18 protein-coding genes are annotated in these 14,750 nt (G+C 57.8%); 9 read left to right on the top strand and 9 right to left on the bottom strand.

The features are described from left to right. Positions 1-24: 24 nt before the first annotated feature. The gene (locus OKC42_RS11840; RefSeq protein WP_005340477.1) at positions 25-930 is read left to right on the top strand and encodes an alpha/beta hydrolase family protein; all 906 of its coding nucleotides are present in this window, start codon (positions 25-27) and stop codon (positions 928-930) included. Positions 931-984: 54 nt separating this feature from the next. Here the strand turns inward: OKC42_RS11840 and OKC42_RS11835 are convergent, their stop codons facing one another. Next, positions 985-3,363 (bottom strand): PilZ domain-containing protein, encoded by a 2,379-nt coding sequence (locus OKC42_RS11835; RefSeq protein WP_019445559.1) that lies wholly within the window; start codon positions 3,361-3,363, stop codon positions 985-987. Between the two features lie 100 nt (positions 3,364-3,463). Between OKC42_RS11835 and radA the strand changes: the two genes are divergently transcribed. Beyond that, complete coding sequence (gene radA / locus OKC42_RS11830; RefSeq protein ID WP_270819798.1) at positions 3,464-4,831, top strand: DNA repair protein RadA; 1,368 nt, start codon at positions 3,464-3,466, stop codon at positions 4,829-4,831. Between the two features lie 81 nt (positions 4,832-4,912). On the opposite strand, the gene OKC42_RS11825 is transcribed toward radA, so the two are convergent. Beyond that, positions 4,913-5,293: a PilZ domain-containing protein gene (locus tag OKC42_RS11825; protein ID WP_005340482.1), complete on the bottom strand. Its 381-nt coding sequence runs from the start codon at positions 5,291-5,293 to the stop codon at positions 4,913-4,915. Positions 5,294-5,393: 100 nt separating this feature from the next. Beyond that, on the bottom strand, positions 5,394-5,876 hold the full coding sequence (locus OKC42_RS11820; RefSeq protein ID WP_005348975.1) for an Rsd/AlgQ family anti-sigma factor: 483 nt from the start codon (positions 5,874-5,876) through the stop codon (positions 5,394-5,396). 337 nt (positions 5,877-6,213) lie between these two features. On the opposite strand from OKC42_RS11820, the gene hupA reads away from it, so the two are divergent. Further along, complete coding sequence (gene hupA / locus OKC42_RS11815; RefSeq protein WP_005340484.1) at positions 6,214-6,486, top strand: nucleoid-associated protein HU-alpha; 273 nt, start codon at positions 6,214-6,216, stop codon at positions 6,484-6,486. A gap of 142 nt (positions 6,487-6,628) precedes the next feature. On the opposite strand, the gene OKC42_RS11810 is transcribed toward hupA, so the two are convergent. The 3 genes from OKC42_RS11810 to OKC42_RS11800 all read right to left on the bottom strand — a co-directional run bounded on the left by OKC42_RS11810 (position 6,629) and on the right by OKC42_RS11800 (position 9,424). Beyond that, entirely contained in the window at positions 6,629-7,072 is a 444-nt protein-coding gene (locus tag OKC42_RS11810; RefSeq protein WP_005358045.1) for a PACE efflux transporter, read from the bottom strand. A 159-nt stretch (positions 7,073-7,231) separates the two neighbouring features. Beyond that, on the bottom strand, positions 7,232-8,089 hold the full coding sequence (locus OKC42_RS11805) for a hypothetical protein (protein ID WP_270819797.1): 858 nt from the start codon (positions 8,087-8,089) through the stop codon (positions 7,232-7,234). A gap of 111 nt (positions 8,090-8,200) precedes the next feature. Next, positions 8,201-9,424, bottom strand: coding sequence for an Nramp family divalent metal transporter (locus OKC42_RS11800; protein ID WP_270819796.1), 1,224 nt, complete (start codon positions 9,422-9,424; stop codon positions 8,201-8,203). 237 nt (positions 9,425-9,661) lie between these two features. Between OKC42_RS11800 and rpsF the strand changes: the two genes are divergently transcribed. The 4 genes from rpsF to OKC42_RS11780 all read left to right on the top strand — a co-directional run bounded on the left by rpsF (position 9,662) and on the right by OKC42_RS11780 (position 11,650). Continuing rightward, positions 9,662-10,048, top strand: a complete 387-nt coding sequence (gene rpsF, locus OKC42_RS11795; protein WP_005308887.1) for a 30S ribosomal protein S6 — start codon at positions 9,662-9,664, stop codon at positions 10,046-10,048. A 30-nt stretch (positions 10,049-10,078) separates the two neighbouring features. Further along, positions 10,079-10,309 carry a 30S ribosomal protein S18 gene (gene rpsR / locus OKC42_RS11790; protein ID WP_005308890.1) on the top strand — a complete coding sequence of 77 codons (231 nt, stop codon included), beginning with the start codon at positions 10,079-10,081 and terminating at the stop codon, positions 10,307-10,309. A 52-nt stretch (positions 10,310-10,361) separates the two neighbouring features. Then, positions 10,362-10,808, top strand: a complete 447-nt coding sequence (gene rplI, locus OKC42_RS11785) for a 50S ribosomal protein L9 (RefSeq protein ID WP_005340490.1) — start codon at positions 10,362-10,364, stop codon at positions 10,806-10,808. A gap of 101 nt (positions 10,809-10,909) precedes the next feature. Then, positions 10,910-11,650 (top strand): ferredoxin--NADP reductase, encoded by a 741-nt coding sequence (locus OKC42_RS11780; protein WP_151286227.1) that lies wholly within the window; start codon positions 10,910-10,912, stop codon positions 11,648-11,650. A 48-nt stretch (positions 11,651-11,698) separates the two neighbouring features. Here OKC42_RS11780 and OKC42_RS11775 read toward each other — a convergent pair whose 3' ends face one another. After that, on the bottom strand, positions 11,699-12,049 hold the full coding sequence (locus tag OKC42_RS11775; protein WP_270819794.1) for a hypothetical protein: 351 nt from the start codon (positions 12,047-12,049) through the stop codon (positions 11,699-11,701). A 19-nt stretch (positions 12,050-12,068) separates the two neighbouring features. Then, the gene (locus OKC42_RS11770; protein WP_005348982.1) at positions 12,069-12,365 is read right to left on the bottom strand and encodes a hypothetical protein; all 297 of its coding nucleotides are present in this window, start codon (positions 12,363-12,365) and stop codon (positions 12,069-12,071) included. Positions 12,366-12,620: 255 nt separating this feature from the next. On the opposite strand from OKC42_RS11770, the gene OKC42_RS11765 reads away from it, so the two are divergent. Next, positions 12,621-13,622 (top strand): Preprotein translocase subunit SecY, encoded by a 1,002-nt coding sequence (locus OKC42_RS11765; RefSeq protein WP_270819792.1) that lies wholly within the window; start codon positions 12,621-12,623, stop codon positions 13,620-13,622. 63 nt (positions 13,623-13,685) lie between these two features. Here the strand turns inward: OKC42_RS11765 and OKC42_RS11760 are convergent, their stop codons facing one another. Further along, on the bottom strand, positions 13,686-13,826 hold the full coding sequence (locus tag OKC42_RS11760; protein ID WP_270819791.1) for a hypothetical protein: 141 nt from the start codon (positions 13,824-13,826) through the stop codon (positions 13,686-13,688). Between the two features lie 476 nt (positions 13,827-14,302). On the opposite strand from OKC42_RS11760, the gene OKC42_RS11755 reads away from it, so the two are divergent. Then, entirely contained in the window at positions 14,303-14,488 is a 186-nt protein-coding gene (locus OKC42_RS11755) for a hypothetical protein (RefSeq protein WP_270819790.1), read from the top strand. Positions 14,489-14,750: the final 262 nt, after the last annotated feature.

The following is a 14,750-nucleotide window of genomic DNA, read 5'->3' as shown; positions in this document are numbered from 1 at the left end:
GTTTCAAGGAGGAAACCCATTAAAATGGAATTGTTGCAGCAGTCTCTGTTTATCCCCTGTGGTGGCCATCAATTGCATGTGCGCCACATCAAACCCCGGGTCGCCGTGCATGGCGAGCCGATCCTGATGGTGCACGGTGCCATCGAGAACGGGCGGATCTTCTATACCGAATCGGGCAAGGGGCTGGCCTGCTTTCTGGCCCGCCACGGCTATCAGGTCTATGTGGCTGATTTGCGGGGGCGGGGGCTCAGCACTCCGGCTATCGCCGAGCAGGCGGAGCACGGTCAGCATGAGCTGATCACCGAGGATCTGCCCGCCCTGCACCGCTGGATTGCCGAGCGCCATCATGGCTTCAAGGTGCATTGGGTGGCCCACTCCTGGGGCGGTGTCATCATGGCCTCGACTCTGGTGCGCTTCCCCGAGCTGGCGGATCAGGTGGCCAGCCTGCTGTTTTTTGGCACCAAGCGCGGTGTGTCGGTGCACAATCCCGAGCGCTGGCTGAAGGTGGATCTGATCTGGAATCGGCTGGCCCCCTGGCTGGCTCGCCGCCGTGGTTTTCTGGCGGCTCGCACTCTGAAGATCGGTGCTGACGACGAGCCGCTGCGCTATCTGCAGGAGACCATCCCCTGGGTCAAGTGCGGCCCCTGGCAGGATCCTCACGACGGTTTTGCCTATGACGAGGCGGCGGCACGGGTCAACTGGCCACCGCTCTGGATGATTTCGGCCAAAGCGGACAAGGTGCTGGGTCACCCGACCGATGTGCGCCGCTTCAGCGACGAGATGGGTTCGGCAACTCGTCACACCCGATTGGGGCGGGACAACGGCAACCGCCTCGATTACGACCACATCAATATGCTGACCGCCCCGCAGGCCCAGGAGGATCACTTCCCCCAGATCCTCGACTGGCTGCTCAACCCGCAGGCGGCATGACAAAAAACAGGGCGCCTCGAGCGCCCTGTTTCATTTCTGTCTGTTTCCGGATCATCAGTTCAGCGGTGGCGTGATGCCAAAGCGGAACAGGGTGGCCTGGGTGGTATCGGTCAGTTCGCCCACCCCCACCACGCTCCACAGCTCCTCTTCCAGCTTGCGCGCCTTGTGGATGGCGAACTTGGCGATGTAGTCCAGCTCGTTGGCGATGAAGTTGGTGTCGGGCCGTCCGGTACGGGAGATGCCGACCAGCACCGAGTAGAACTCCCCCTGTTGCTGCGCCAGCTCGATGAACTGACGCTTCTCTTTGACATTGGCAAAGCTGCTGGCCAGTCGGCTGCTGAAGATGGGCAGGCCGGCCTTGGTCTGGATGCTGGCGATATAGACCTCGTCCTCTCTCGGTTTGTCCTCCCGCTCGATGGCGCGCAGCGGGTTCATCAACAGCTCCTTGAGCAACTCCCCCTGAAACAGCGGGTAGAGGTTCTCCTGCTCCGGCAGCTCGGCACAGGCTTGCAGCAGCCGCTGCAGACTGCGTGGTTGCAGAGACTTGCCGATGGAGGCCGGTTTGGGGGCCCCCTTCAGCTTGTTGACGTAGACCGGCGAGTTGAACAAGTGGTGTGTGTAGATGTTGCGCAGTGCCCGTGCTAGCCCACGATAGCGGCGCTGCTCCTGCGCCGCCTTGAGCTTGTTCTGGTTGCTCTCGATCAGCAAACTGAAGAATTGGCGGCCGGTATGGCGATCCGAATCCCCTTCGATGCAGAGGTGCAGCACGGTGCGGGTCATGTTGAGGCTGACCAGCCGGTAGGAGAGACGCTGCAGATCCATGCTCTTGGAGAGCTCCTGCAAGCGGGGCAGGGCGATGGTCACCACATCGTTCTTCTCGCCGATAAAGGCATCTTCCAGCTCGATTTGCAGGCCGTGAGTCGAGATATCGCGGGTCCAGCCGATCCAGGATTTGCCGTTGTGATGGATGGCGACCGCGGTCTTGTGGATGTAGCGCGACTCCTTGCGCAACTGAACATAGTGCAGGGTCTCGATCTCGAACGGGGCAACCCCCTGCTCGTGACCAAAGCGTTGCAGCTCGTTGGCGTTGTTGCTGACCCCCTCCTGATGGAACTCTTCCCGCTGGGACTCCAGGCCGATCTCCTGCAGCAGGCCGCAGTAGCCGATCTGCTTGAGCCGCTCGAGCAGCAGGATGTCTTGTAACTGCGGGTTGTCCTGCCCCTGCAGTTGCCCCACATCCGCCTCGACCAGATCGCATGCCTCCAGCGTGAACTTGTAGACACGCCAGCTGGGGCGGCGCGAGCCCACCTGGAAGAAGAGGGCGGTGAGGCCACTCTGGCGCAGCTCCTCGGCGGTGGCGGAGAAGAAGTAGATGTGGCTGCGCACCGTGTGGGTAAAGCAGTAGATGATGGTCTCGGTGGTGGTGCCGGGGGCCGGACAGAGCCGTTTCATCCGCTCTGCGCTGAAAAGCCCCGCGAGGGCATCGCGGTTTTTTTCATCGCGCCAATACTCCAGCAGGTGCTGGTTGTTCTCGGTACGCAGGGCAATCTCGAGATTGGGGCTGTCGCCTGTGCCGAAGAAGAGCGGCATACCGGTCATCCGTGGCAGATAGAACTGCTCATACCCCTTGATGATGGCGGCGGAGAGCAGATAGTCGACACTGACCCGATAGCGGATCTTGTTGGCATCGATAAAGTCGCTGAGGAAGGCATCAAAGGCTGGCTGTTCGCCGGAGCGTACCAGCCGCAGCCAGTATTTCCCCTCTTTGCTCTCTTCGCCGAGGATCTGATAGCCGACCGGCTGGTGCAGCACCGGATTGGGGGTATCCCGCTCCAGTCCGGTAAAGAAGACCTCCACCTGGGCGCCGGTGTGATAGTTCGGCAGATAGGGAACCGAGACCCGCATGCCACCCAGCGAGAGATCGGAACTCTTGGCGAACAGCTTCTCACCATCCTGAAACTTGATCAGCACCGGCGAGCTGAAGTGCATCCGCTCCTGACGGCGGCCGTAGTAGCTGGCAAAGGCAATGGTGTTGACATCATATTGCCGGAAGGGGCTGGCCGGCGGCGACAGCTGACCATCCACGCGGGCGTTGTGGTGCTGTTTTTGCCACTGTTGCAGCGCCTCGTAGACACCTAGGGTATAGATATCGCGGTAGAGATAGCACTGGGACTGGAACAGGGCAATCGCATCGGCGGGCATGAAGTGAGTGATGCCGTCGAACTCATGCACCAGGCACTCATCCTCCAGCTCATCGCGCATGTCGATGACCCTGCGGCAGGGGGAGCACTTGCGCTTGAGCTCCATCTTGATCAGAAAACGGCTGTTGCTGTTTTCCTCCTGAGTCATGCGGTTGAAGATCTCCTCGAAATCTTTCTCCCGCAGCAAGGGGACGAGTTGTTCAATCAGATGTTGCTGGTGTTCTGAATCCATTTGTTCCTGCCACGGAAAGTCACTTTTCCGATTCTGGGTTTGATCTGTCGGTCGCAAACAAGTATATCAAGCAGGAATTCATCCTGTCCCCGAGTTATCAATGGCCAAAAATAAAACTGCTTATGTTTGTTCCGAATGTGGTGCCGACTTCACACGCTGGCAAGGTCAATGCAGCGAGTGCAAGGAGTGGAATACCATCACCGAGGTGCGCCTCGGCTCGGTGAGCCCAGCTGGCAAGAGTGCCCGTTACACCGGTTATGCCGGCGCGGTCGGCAGTCAGGTACAGACACTGGCAGAGATTGCCACCACCGAAATTCCCCGTTTTACCTCAGGTTTCAAGGAGCTGGATCGGGTGCTTGGTGGCGGTGTGGTGCCCGGCTCGGCCATTCTGATCGGCGGCAACCCGGGGGCGGGCAAGTCGACCCTGCTGCTGCAGACCATGTGTGGTCTCGCTGAACGGATGAAAACCCTCTATGTCACCGGCGAGGAGTCGCTCCAGCAGGTGGCGATGCGGGCCAACCGCCTTGGGCTGCCCACCGACAAGCTGCGGATGCTCTCCGAGACCAGCGTCGAGCTGATCTGCCTGATTGCCCAGCAGGAGCAGCCGCAAATCATGGTGATTGACTCCATTCAGGTGATGCATGTGGCGGATGTGCAATCGTCCCCCGGTTCTGTCTCGCAGGTGCGCGAAGCGGCGGCGCTGCTGACCCGCTATGCCAAGCAGAATCATGTGGCCATCTTCATGGTGGGCCATGTGACCAAGGATGGCAGTCTGGCGGGCCCCAAGGTGCTGGAACACTGCATCGACTGCTCTGTGCTGCTTGATGGTGGCCATGATTCCCGTTTTCGGACTCTGCGCTCCCACAAGAACCGCTTCGGCGCGGTCAACGAGCTGGGGGTTTTTGCCATGACCGAGCAGGGGATGCGCGAGGTGAGTAACCCCTCCGCTATCTTCCTCAGCCGAGGGCAGGAGCAGGCGCCCGGTTCCATCGTCATGGTTATCTGGGAGGGCACCCGGCCGCTGCTGGTGGAGCTGCAGGCGCTGGTGGACTACTCCCAGCTCTCCAACCCGCGCAGGGTGGCGGTGGGGATGGATCACAACCGGCTCGCCATGTTGCTGGCGGTGCTGCACCGTCACGGCGGGTTGCAGATGGCGGATCAGGATGTCTTCATCAACGTGGTTGGCGGGGTCAAGGTCGAGGAGACCAGTGCGGACTTGGCGCTGCTGCTGGCGATGGTCTCCAGCTTCCGGGACCAGGCGCTGCCCAAGGATCTGGTGGTGTTCGGCGAAGTGGGCCTTTCCGGTGAAATTCGCCCTGTGCCGTCCGGCCAGGAGCGGTTGCAGGAGGCGGCCAAACACGGTTTTCGTCGCGCAATCGTGCCGCACGCCAATGCCCCCAAGCATCCCATCGAAGGGATGGAAGTGGTGCCGGTCAAGAAGCTGTCCGAGGCACTCGAGGCGCTGTAATCCCTCAGCATTGCAATCGAGACAACCGCACAACGAAAAAAGAGCGCCTCGGCGCTCTTTTTTATGGGCTGGCACCTGCCATCAGGGCTGGCTGTGTTCCAGATGCTCGCTCAGCAGTTGTTCCAGCTCGCGGTGGAGCAGCTCTTCGTCGCCGACGTTAAGCTCGATCATCCGCTTGAGATGAGTGGCACTGTCGATATCGATGTGGTGGCAGTAGAAACCCAGCTTCTTGCTGGCTTCGTGGGTCAGCTCGACCTGCATTTTGATCTCGATATCGCTACCGCTCAGGATAAAGCTGAGCTGGTACTCCTTGTTGTCACGGCTCTCCCAGTCGTCGGGGCGGATCAGCAGGGCGCCCTGCAAGGAGACGTCGACAAGCTGGGTCTGCCACTTCTGTTCCCCCTGGGTGAGTTCTGCCATGGTCAAGTAGAGGATCCGTGCAAAACGGCGGCGCTCAGACATGCTCATCTCCTGTATGCAATAAGTGTGGACGCTAGGGTCATTGCTCTGAGTGTAATCCACCTTGGTTGCCAGTATCTTGAACTTGCTCCGAAAATGGCATTCAGGCTTGCTGGGTACTCAAGGATTCCACCACATGAAGCGCCTTGACCAGGCGGTCCTCCTGTTTGAACCGCTCTTCCAGAACCGGACCCAACTCATTGAGATCATCATCCAGTAGCAGCAATTGGGCCTCGTCGGCATCACTGTATTTGTCGTTGAACTCGAGGGCGAATTCAGTGCTGTTACGAATATGGGGATAGATGCGCTTGGCCAGCTCCAGTGTTTCGCCGCTGGCTTGCTCGAAGGCGGTGACGACGTGGTGGTAGATCTCGAAATGGCCCGCGCTGACATAGTCGACCAGGCGGTCGCAAAACTGATGCAGCTCTTCTGTTTTGGGCAGGCTGCGTTGCTTGGTCCGCGCCGGAGTAAGGCCTGCCAGCTGCATGTATCCAACCAGCAGCGCTTGCCTTGCATCCAGCCAGTCGTCGATAGCTTTATGCTTGCCTGCCAGCGCCTGCTTGGTCTGTTCCAGTTTCGTCAACATAATCCCTATCCCTCCGTGGGGCAAAGGCTGGCCGATTGTTCGGTATTCCGAGCCGTTTGAGCAGTGACACAACCTATAACTAGGGAAAATCTGGGCAAGCGTCAATAGCCATGGGGGGATAATGTTAAGTGGCGAAGAAATAGTCAGTGGATTGTGTCTGCGTGCTAGCAGGTTTCAGGCCTGCTCACGGTTTTTCGCGTGTGGAATGTGACTATTTCCGCAGATCTTGATGAAAACCCCAGCGTTTGACGCGTTCGGCTCGATAAAGGCTTTGCCTGTACGTTTTTTTTTGCATAGAGTGACCCAGCGCTAAATGCCCGATCATAAAGGAAATGTTATGAACAAAGCTCAACTTGTCGATGCGATTGCCGCCAAAGCAGATCTGAGCAAAGCTCAGGCCAAAGTGGCTCTGGAAGAGATCATCAATGGTATTACCCAGAGCTTGAAAGAAGGCGATGCTGTGCAACTGGTCGGTTTTGGCACCTTCAAGGTCACCCACCGCGCAGGCCGCACCGGTCGTAACCCGCAAACTGGTAAAGAGATCCAGATTGCTGCTGCCAACGTGCCTTCATTCGTGGCTGGCAAGGCTCTGAAAGACGCCGTCAAGTAAGTCCGAAAGTCTGTTTTGTCCAATGCCAGTCAGCTTGCTGACTGGCATTGTTTTTATGGGATTCTCCCATCCTTCCTATTAGTCCTTCCTGACTTTTCCTGCCTTTTTGGTTTCTTCTGTCAGCCTCGTTGCGGCTGAGGCCTTATGCCGTCTGCGGGTTGGATGGCAGCGGCCAGATCCGCTCATAGGCCCAGGTAAAGACCATGATGTAGACGAGGTAGAAGGCGACGAAACCGAGATCCAGCATCAGGGCGTCCCATACTCCCAAATCGAGCCAGAACATGACGCAAGGGAGGGAGAGCATCATGAAGCTCGCCTCATAGCCAAATGCGTGCAGGAAGCGGTCCAGTGGTCGCTTGTTGGTGCGCCCGCAAAGTTTGAGCAACCCCTTGTCGAACAACAGGTTCCAGCCATAGGTCCAGGCGGTGGCGACGATGGAGAAGAAGATGGCCAGTGAACCGACCTCGGCGACGCCCTGACCGAACAGCTGGCTGATCAGCGGCGCGACCAGTGCCAGCCCGATGCCTTCGTAGAGAACCAGATAACGAAGTCGATCCGGGGTGGTGCGTAGTTGGGTACTACTCATGGGTGATGTGCCTCCTGTGGGAGGCGCATTCTAATCAGGGAGTGGTTAAAAGAGAAGCATCGGTCCGTCATGACTGGCGTTGAGGGGCATGATGATGCCCCTCTTTGCGATACTTCATTGCCAATTTGGGCGTTAGCCCTGAGTGGTCAAGTCTGCGACTCAGGCGTCGGTTGGCGTGACCCGGGTCAGCATGGCAAAGCCCTCTTCCACCAGAATGAGCTGTACCTTGACCTCTCCCAACTCGGCGAGCGAGGCAACATGGGTGCCGCCACAGGGAATGGTCACCTCCTGGCCTTCCAGCATGCAGTGCCAGTAACGGGAATCGATGATCGCCTCACCAGCGCGGCTGCGGCGGATTTCGCTCCCTGCTGCGATCCAGTCGGCCAGTTGCTGGTTGACCTTCTCTTCAATCACCGCCAAATCTGCCAGCAGCGCCTCGCTGTTGACCCCCTTCTTGCGCAGGCTCTTGCCGATGCGGTACTGCTCCCGTGATCCGCAAGGCTCGACCCGAGAGCTTTGAATAGCCAGGCGGTCGAAGTCGGGCTGGCCCAGTGCATCACACTCGCTTACCTCCTTGCGCCAGTAGGGGATGAGTACCCGGTTGAGGGCTAGTGCCGCCAGATGGCAGCCGCTATGGCCCAGACTCAGGGCGTGGCGGGCAGCGCTATCTACTTGTAATTCGACCTGGCTGCCAACGGCCAGCTCATGGTCACCGGTCAGCGGATGGACCACCACGAAACGCCACTCCTCTGCTCCCCGCTTGACCGGAATGGCAGTATCGACGAACAGCTCGCCATCCGGGCTGATGGCCCCCATTCGGCAAGGGCCAATGGTTGTTTCGCCCCCTTCCCAGCGAACATGGCCCACATCCCCCGGCTGATCGGGCCAGAGGTGGCTCTGGGGATGAAAGGGGGTGAGGTTGGTGACCAGCAGCGTGGTGTCGCCACGCTGGCAGCAGACCACGCTGGCCTGCTCCTGATGATGGCCCAGTACGAAGCTGGCTCGGGTATGTTCCATGGCAAGGCTCCCGCAACGATAAATGAGAAGAGAAAGCGGCAGCATACGCCAAAGTGCGAAAGGGCTCATTAACCAGAGTTAATGAGCCCCTCTTCTCGGTTTTACGGTTCGCTAGATCATGGCGACCAGCAGATAGGCGTTGAGGCCAATCACCAGCGCAACGATAAGGCGGCCGATGGCTTGTGTGACCGGATGGTTGCGATGTTGCCCCATCAGCGCCCGATCGCCGGTCAGCATCAACAGCGGGATCAGGGCCAGCGCGATGCCAAAACTCAGTATCACCTGACTCAGTACCAGAATTTCGGTGGTGTTGAGACCCATGGCGATCACCACGAAGGCGGGAGCCATGGTGATGGCGCGACGCAGCCAGAGCGGGATGGTAAAGCGGACAAAGCCCTGCATCACCACTTGCCCGGCCAGGGTGCCCACCACGGTAGAGCTGATGCCGGAGGCGACCAGCGAGAGGCCAAACAGGGTGGCGGCAGCCTGACCCAGCAGTGGAGTGAGGGTCTGGTAGGCGGATTCCAGCTCTGCTACCTGCTGGTGGCCCGAGCTGTGGAACGCGGCGGCCGCCATCGCCATCATCGCCAGATTGACGAAGCCGGCGATGGTCATGGCAATCGCCACATCGACCCGGGTGGTGTGCAGCCGCTGGCTGACCGAGCCCTGATCCTGCGTGTGCTGGGTCAGTGCCGAGTGCAGATAGATAACGTGGGGCATCACTGTGGCACCGAGCACACCGGCGGCCAGATAGACGGCATCGCTGTTGGGCCGACCGGGGAAGAGGGCGCCCTCCAGCAGGCTGGGCAGATGGGGGCGGGAGAAGATCAGCTCGACGATATAGGCCGCCGCGACAAACAGCAGCAGACCGCCTACCACGAACTCCAGCGGTTTCTGGCCGCGAGATTGCAACATCAGGATCCCCCAGGTCACCACGGCGGTGATACAGGCACCCTCCAGCAGGGTCACGCCAAGCAGTAGCTTGAAGCCGACGGCGGCGCCGATAAATTCGGCGAGATCGGTGGCCATGGCGATGATCTCGGCCTGTACCCAATATGCCCAGACCGCCGGTTTCGGCAGTCGGTCGCGGATGTGCTCCGCCAGATTCTTGCCGGTGACGATGCCAAGTTTGGCCGAGAGGGTCTGCACCAGCATGGCCATCAGGTTGGCCCATACCACCACCCAGAGCAGTTGGTAGCCAAAGGTAGAGCCCGCCTGAATATTGGTGGCGAAGTTGCCCGGGTCGATATAGCCGATGGCGGCGATAAAGGCAGGCCCGAGCAGGGTCAGTTTGAATTTGCGGGCTGGAATCGTAGTCGTCAGTGCGGGTTGCATGGCATCACCCTCCATAAGGATATGGAGAGAGAATAGATCTAAGTGATAATCATTATCAATTGTTGTTTCTGATGATTTCCATCGGGAAAAACATTTAAGGCAGTCAGTTGCAGTGAGGGATGTGATTTCGTACAATACGCCGCCCTAGAAAAGCAGCGACTAAACACCTTTATGTTCCTTGCCTCCGAGGTCTGGCTGCACCTGGGCGGAGGCTGAATTAATCCGTAAGGAGCTAAAATGCGTCATTACGAAATCGTCTTCATGGTTCATCCGGACCAGAGCGAGCAAGTTCCCGGCATGATCGAGCGTTACACCGGCGCCATCACCACCTCCGGTGGTACCATTCATCGCCTGGAAGATTGGGGCCGTCGTCAGCTGGCTTACCCGATCGACAAACTGCACAAAGCCCACTACGTTCTGATGAACGTAGAAGCAGAGCAAGCCGTTATCGATGAGCTGGAAACCAACTTCCGCTTCAACGATGCCGTTATCCGCAACATGATCATGCGCACCAAGCACGCCGTGACTGAAGTTTCTCCGATGGCCAAGGCCAAAGAAGAGCGCTTCACCCGTCGTGACGACGAGCGCCGCGAAGAAGCTACTGAAGCTGCTTCCGAAGAGTAATTCTGGATCACTGACTAGAGGATAAAGGCCATGGCACGTTATTTCCGTCGTCGTAAGTTCTGCCGCTTCACCGCCGAGAACGTTACCGAGATCGACTACAAAGATATCGTTACTCTGAAAAACTACATCACTGAATCTGGCAAGATCGTACCGAGCCGTATCACCGGTACCCGCGCCAAGTATCAGCGTCAGCTGGCACGCGCCATCAAGCGTGCTCGTTACCTGGCTCTGCTGCCGTACACCGATCTGCACAACAAGTAAGAATCGGCCCGGCACTTAAGCCTAACTCAACGAAATTTATAGAGGAAAGGTAATGCAAGTTATCCTGCTCGACAAAATCGCCAAACTGGGCGGTCTGGGTGACCAAGTTTCCGTGAAATCTGGTTATGCCCGTAACTACCTGATCCCGCAAGGCAAAGCTGTTATGGCCACCAAGGCCAACATCGAAGCTTTCGGTGCTCGTCGCGCTGAGCTGGAAGCCAAACTGGCTGCCAACAAAGCTGCTGCTGAAGAGCGTGCTGCCAAGCTGGCCGAACTGGCTACCGTGGTTATCGCTTCCAAGTCTGGCGACGAAGGCAAGCTGTTCGGTTCCATCGGTACCCGTGACGTGGCTGAAGCCATCACTGCTGCCGGCGTAGCCGTTGCCAAGAGCGAAGTCCGCATGGGCAACGTTCTGCGTAACACCGGTGACTACGAAGTTGCTGTTCAGCTGCACGCTGACGTTAAAGCAACCGTACAGATCCAGGTTGTTGCCCTGTAATAGCGATTCGCTTTTGCAGAGAAAACCCGCGCTTTTGCGCGGGTTTTTTATTTTCCGGCCCGGGGGTAGAGTGAAGGTCTGTTCCACTGGAGGAGATCTTTATGGCTTGGGTAGAAGGCCGCGTCATCGAACGCATCGAATGGACACCCACCCTGTTCTCCCTGCGGGTAGCGGCCGAGCTGGCCCCCTACAAGGCAGGCCAATTCACCAAGCTTGCCCTCGAGCAGGGCGATCGCCGCATTCAGCGCGCCTACTCCTTTGTCAATCCCCCCTCTGCGCCATACCACGAGTTCTATCTGGTCGAGATCCCGAGTGGTGAGTTGACTCCGTCCCTTGGCTCGCTGCAAGCAGGCGATACCCTGCTGGTGCAATCCCAGGCGACCGGCTTTCTGACGCTGGATGAGGTGCCCGCTGGGCGCGATCTCTGGCTGCTCTCGACCGGCACTGCCATCGGCCCCTTCCTCTCTATGCTGGCCGATGGCGAGGTCTTCAACCGTTTCGAGAATCTGGTGCTGGTGCACGGGGTGCGTAAAGGCGAAGAGCTGAGCTATCAGGATTTGATCGCCAGCTTTGCCGAGCAATATGGCGAGCGCTTTCGCTATGTCCCCTTTGTCAGCCGCGAGCCCTGGCCCGATGCAATGGCAGGGCGGATCCCGGCGGCGATTGCCAATGGTCAGTTGCAGGCTAGAGTGGGGTTGGAGTTCTCACCCGAGCTGAGCCAAGTGCTTATCTGCGGTAATCCGGAGATGGTGAAAGAGACCCAGCAGACCTTGCTGGCGCTGGGGTTGGCCAAGAATCTGAGGCGTGCGCCGGGCAATATCAGTGCGGAGAATTATTGGTAAACAATCAGCACAGGGGCGCCAAGCCCCTGTTGCATCAGGAGAGGGCGTTCAGTTCTTCTTGCCATTGCCCTTGTTTTTATCTTTCTGTTTGTCGTGACCTTGCCCGGGGTTATTGCCGCTGTGGATACTGCGGTTGTAGTGATCCCGGTACTTGCCATCTATCTTGTCGCAGTTGAGTTTGATCCGGCTGTCGCCAATGCCAAGATCCAGACAGTTGTCCTGCCACCAGTCGTACTCTTTGTCATCCCAGTCGAGATTGAACTTGATGTCATCACCGGAGATCTTGATGCCATCGCCATTTTTGCTTGGCGGTGCCGCAACCGCGATGCCATGTGCCATCAGCAGGGAGAGCAGCAGGGCGCCACGCTGGATAACGGGGTTATGTTTGGCTTGGGTCATCGCAAGGGTACTCCTGTCGTTATTGGCCACTCTGCGAGTTGGCAGGGAGCTGGTTGGTTTGCGGTGGCTGGTTACGGTTCTCTTCATCTTCCAGATTGAATTTGACCGCCCTGCAGTCGGCCGGGGCGGTTTCGCCAACCCCCAAGTCGAGGCAGTCGTTCTGGGTCCAGCCGAACTGCTTGTCATCCCAGTCCAGATTGAATTTAAGCTCATCGACGGAGAATTCGGAGCCACTGCTCTCTTGATATTGCTGGGTCGCTGCGGCGCTGCCGGTAACCAGAAGAAGGGAGAGTAGCAAAGTGGTCTTACTGTTCATGATGGCCTCGGATAATTGCAACGGTGGATGAGTGTACAGACCGGAGCTGAACCCGGGCGGAACTGTTCCCCATCTCACTACATGATCAAGTCAGGGAGGGATTGTATCGCTTTTCTGCTGCCGATTTGTCCGTTTTGGTCGCACTCTGGGCAGCTGGTTGCCAATCTGAAGGAATTCAGTCATTTGCCCTTCTCTGGGCGAGTCTGGCGACTATAATCGGCAGCCAACTTTTCCTGCACAGCACACCCCTTCATCATGACCACACAGGACTCCTCCACATTGCGCTACCCCAAGGGGTGGTTTGCTCTGACGACGGTATACAGTTTCACCGGGTTGGCCATTCTGGCTTCCATTATCTTCTCCCTGCTGCTGTTCCTCTCCATCGATGACAACCCGCTGATGAAGTGGCTGTTCGGCGGCTTGGCCATCATCTTCGAGCTGGGCAAGTTTTACGTCTGGTACGAGTACGGCGAGCGCAAGGCGCGGCGGGATTTGAGTGGTGCTTTCTGGTCGCTGTTGTTCTACAGCGTGCTGGCGGCCATCTCCATCGGCGGCAGTATCGGTGGCATCAACAGCGCCACCAATACGGTGTTGAGCCAGCAGGCGCGCCACGAGCGGGAGCTTGCCCGTTTTGACGAGCAGATCGCCAGCATCGAGCGGCAGATCCAGCTCAACGAGGAGGCGGCCCGCAAATATATCGAGCTGGAGCGCATCTCCAGCGGCGTCTCCTCGTTGCAGCACGCCAACACCAAGCTGCGCTTGCAGCAGGATGAGCTGCGTCAGCAGCGCGATGCCAAACCGGTCAACGAACAATCCTCCATGTTGGGGCTGATGAGCAGTCTGGCGGACGGAGTGGGGATGAGCATCAGTCAGGTGCAGTTCCTGCTGGTCTGCTTCCTCTCGGTGTTGCTCGATGTGTTCGGTGCCTTTTTCGTCAGTCTTATCGGCGAGGAGAACCGCTTTCGCCGGATGTGGCGCTGGCAGCAGGATCAAGCTCGCAGAGAGGCGCAGGAGGCGTTAGCGATGGCGGCCCAGCCCGAGCCCATGCTGCCGCCCGAGCCCGCCCCCGAGGTGCTGGCGCAGGTGCGCGGTGCGCTGGTGAGCGGTGAGCTCAAGTGCAGCAAGCGCTCGGTGGCACAGGCGCTATCACTCTCGCTGGAGGAGGTGGATCGGGTGTTCCACCATCTGCTGTCGCAAGGGGTGCTGGGGCAGGGGAGCAATCGACACTACTACCTCAATCCGGCGCTGGAGCAGTAACCCGGATAGTGAGAAGGCCACCGGAACTCGGTGGCCTTTTTCGTTATCGAGTGGCTGTGGCACTCAGTGAGTCAGCACCATCATCAGGCTGAGGAAGGCGGCCAGTCCGCCACCGATGCCGATGATCCCGTAAAACCCCTTGGCCCCCTGTTTGAGCGGGATGCGGAAGTAGAGCAGAAATGCCCACCACCCCAGTGCCAGCAACAGAGGAATATATTTCGTATGGTGAAAAAATAGAACAAAATCAGGTTGTATGACTGACTGATTTGCACTGAAATCATTACTAAAACTAGCTTTTCATACGATAATTTCATTACAAATTTAATTGCGCATGTCATTTAATTGGCTGTTTTTGCGCAAAAATAGCCATTTTCTTACATTTTCAGGTAATGCCTTCGAACGGTCGAACATCTAGTGTAATGGCTGCTTTTGAGGCTCGATATTCCTCAATGCCACCATCCTCGTTCATTGTCCACGTTGTCATTCAGACCGCGTATATCCGGTGACCTTGCGCATTGCCATCTCTTTGAAACTGTGCAACCCACGGCTTATGGCTACGTGGATTCCCATACCGGCATAATAGAGCCGACTTGGCTCAAGTTTTGGACTCATTTCTTTCCCGTACACACCAGTATTAATGAGAACGTTAGGACGATTCTTCACTTGCATAGGAGCGTCCAGTGTCGCCCATCAACAAAGCCAAGCTGACCGAAGCTGACATCATCTCAAAGTTCCTGTTGCCTGCCGTCAAAGCAGCCGGTTGGGATGACCTCACCCAGATCCGCCAGGAGGCTATTAGCCATGGCGCAATAGCTGGCCCAGAAATCTTGCGGCAGAGCACCTTTGCCATCTCGGCCACCAGCTAGCTTAAACTCGACTTGTTCTGACTCGCTCAGGGCACTTAGATCAGCTAAGTCTTCGATAGTGAATAAGGTCATTACTACTCTACACCGTACTCCTGATTGTTGCGGTAACTGCCTTTCTCACGGATGTGATTGCCAAACTGTTCCGACAAGGGAGAGGCCACCACCCAGTTGTGCGGGATTAAAAAGGCTATGTCCCAATTACGTGTTGCATGGGGCGCCCCAGCGCCTCATGCAAACATGCTTTGATATTTACGCCTTTTCC

It is taken from the genome of Aeromonas sp. Y311-2, assembly GCF_027706025.1.
Classification (GTDB): domain Bacteria; phylum Pseudomonadota; class Gammaproteobacteria; order Enterobacterales; family Aeromonadaceae; genus Aeromonas; species Aeromonas veronii.
Note: the sequence above shows the minus strand (reverse complement) of the source record. Positions and strands in the feature narration are given on the sequence as shown.

What these genes read in the sequence shown, in the direction of transcription:
- OKC42_RS11840 (WP_005340477.1), top strand. Translation starts at nt 25, where the DNA reads ATGGAATTGTTGCAGCAGTCTCTGTTTATCCCCTGTGGTGGCCATCAA.
- OKC42_RS11835 (WP_019445559.1), bottom strand. Translation starts at nt 3,363, where the DNA reads ATGGATTCAGAACACCAGCAACATCTGATTGAACAACTCGTCCCCTTG.
- radA (WP_270819798.1), top strand. Translation starts at nt 3,464, where the DNA reads ATGGCCAAAAATAAAACTGCTTATGTTTGTTCCGAATGTGGTGCCGAC.
- OKC42_RS11825 (WP_005340482.1), bottom strand. Translation starts at nt 5,293, where the DNA reads ATGTCTGAGCGCCGCCGTTTTGCACGGATCCTCTACTTGACCATGGCA.
- OKC42_RS11820 (WP_005348975.1), bottom strand. Translation starts at nt 5,876, where the DNA reads ATGTTGACGAAACTGGAACAGACCAAGCAGGCGCTGGCAGGCAAGCAT.
- hupA (WP_005340484.1), top strand. Translation starts at nt 6,214, where the DNA reads ATGAACAAAGCTCAACTTGTCGATGCGATTGCCGCCAAAGCAGATCTG.
- OKC42_RS11810 (WP_005358045.1), bottom strand. Translation starts at nt 7,072, where the DNA reads ATGAGTAGTACCCAACTACGCACCACCCCGGATCGACTTCGTTATCTG.
- OKC42_RS11805 (WP_270819797.1), bottom strand. Translation starts at nt 8,089, where the DNA reads ATGGAACATACCCGAGCCAGCTTCGTACTGGGCCATCATCAGGAGCAG.
- OKC42_RS11800 (WP_270819796.1), bottom strand. Translation starts at nt 9,424, where the DNA reads ATGCAACCCGCACTGACGACTACGATTCCAGCCCGCAAATTCAAACTG.
- rpsF (WP_005308887.1), top strand. Translation starts at nt 9,662, where the DNA reads ATGCGTCATTACGAAATCGTCTTCATGGTTCATCCGGACCAGAGCGAG.
- rpsR (WP_005308890.1), top strand. Translation starts at nt 10,079, where the DNA reads ATGGCACGTTATTTCCGTCGTCGTAAGTTCTGCCGCTTCACCGCCGAG.
- rplI (WP_005340490.1), top strand. Translation starts at nt 10,362, where the DNA reads ATGCAAGTTATCCTGCTCGACAAAATCGCCAAACTGGGCGGTCTGGGT.
- OKC42_RS11780 (WP_151286227.1), top strand. Translation starts at nt 10,910, where the DNA reads ATGGCTTGGGTAGAAGGCCGCGTCATCGAACGCATCGAATGGACACCC.
- OKC42_RS11775 (WP_270819794.1), bottom strand. Translation starts at nt 12,049, where the DNA reads ATGACCCAAGCCAAACATAACCCCGTTATCCAGCGTGGCGCCCTGCTG.
- OKC42_RS11770 (WP_005348982.1), bottom strand. Translation starts at nt 12,365, where the DNA reads ATGAACAGTAAGACCACTTTGCTACTCTCCCTTCTTCTGGTTACCGGC.
- OKC42_RS11765 (WP_270819792.1), top strand. Translation starts at nt 12,621, where the DNA reads ATGACCACACAGGACTCCTCCACATTGCGCTACCCCAAGGGGTGGTTT.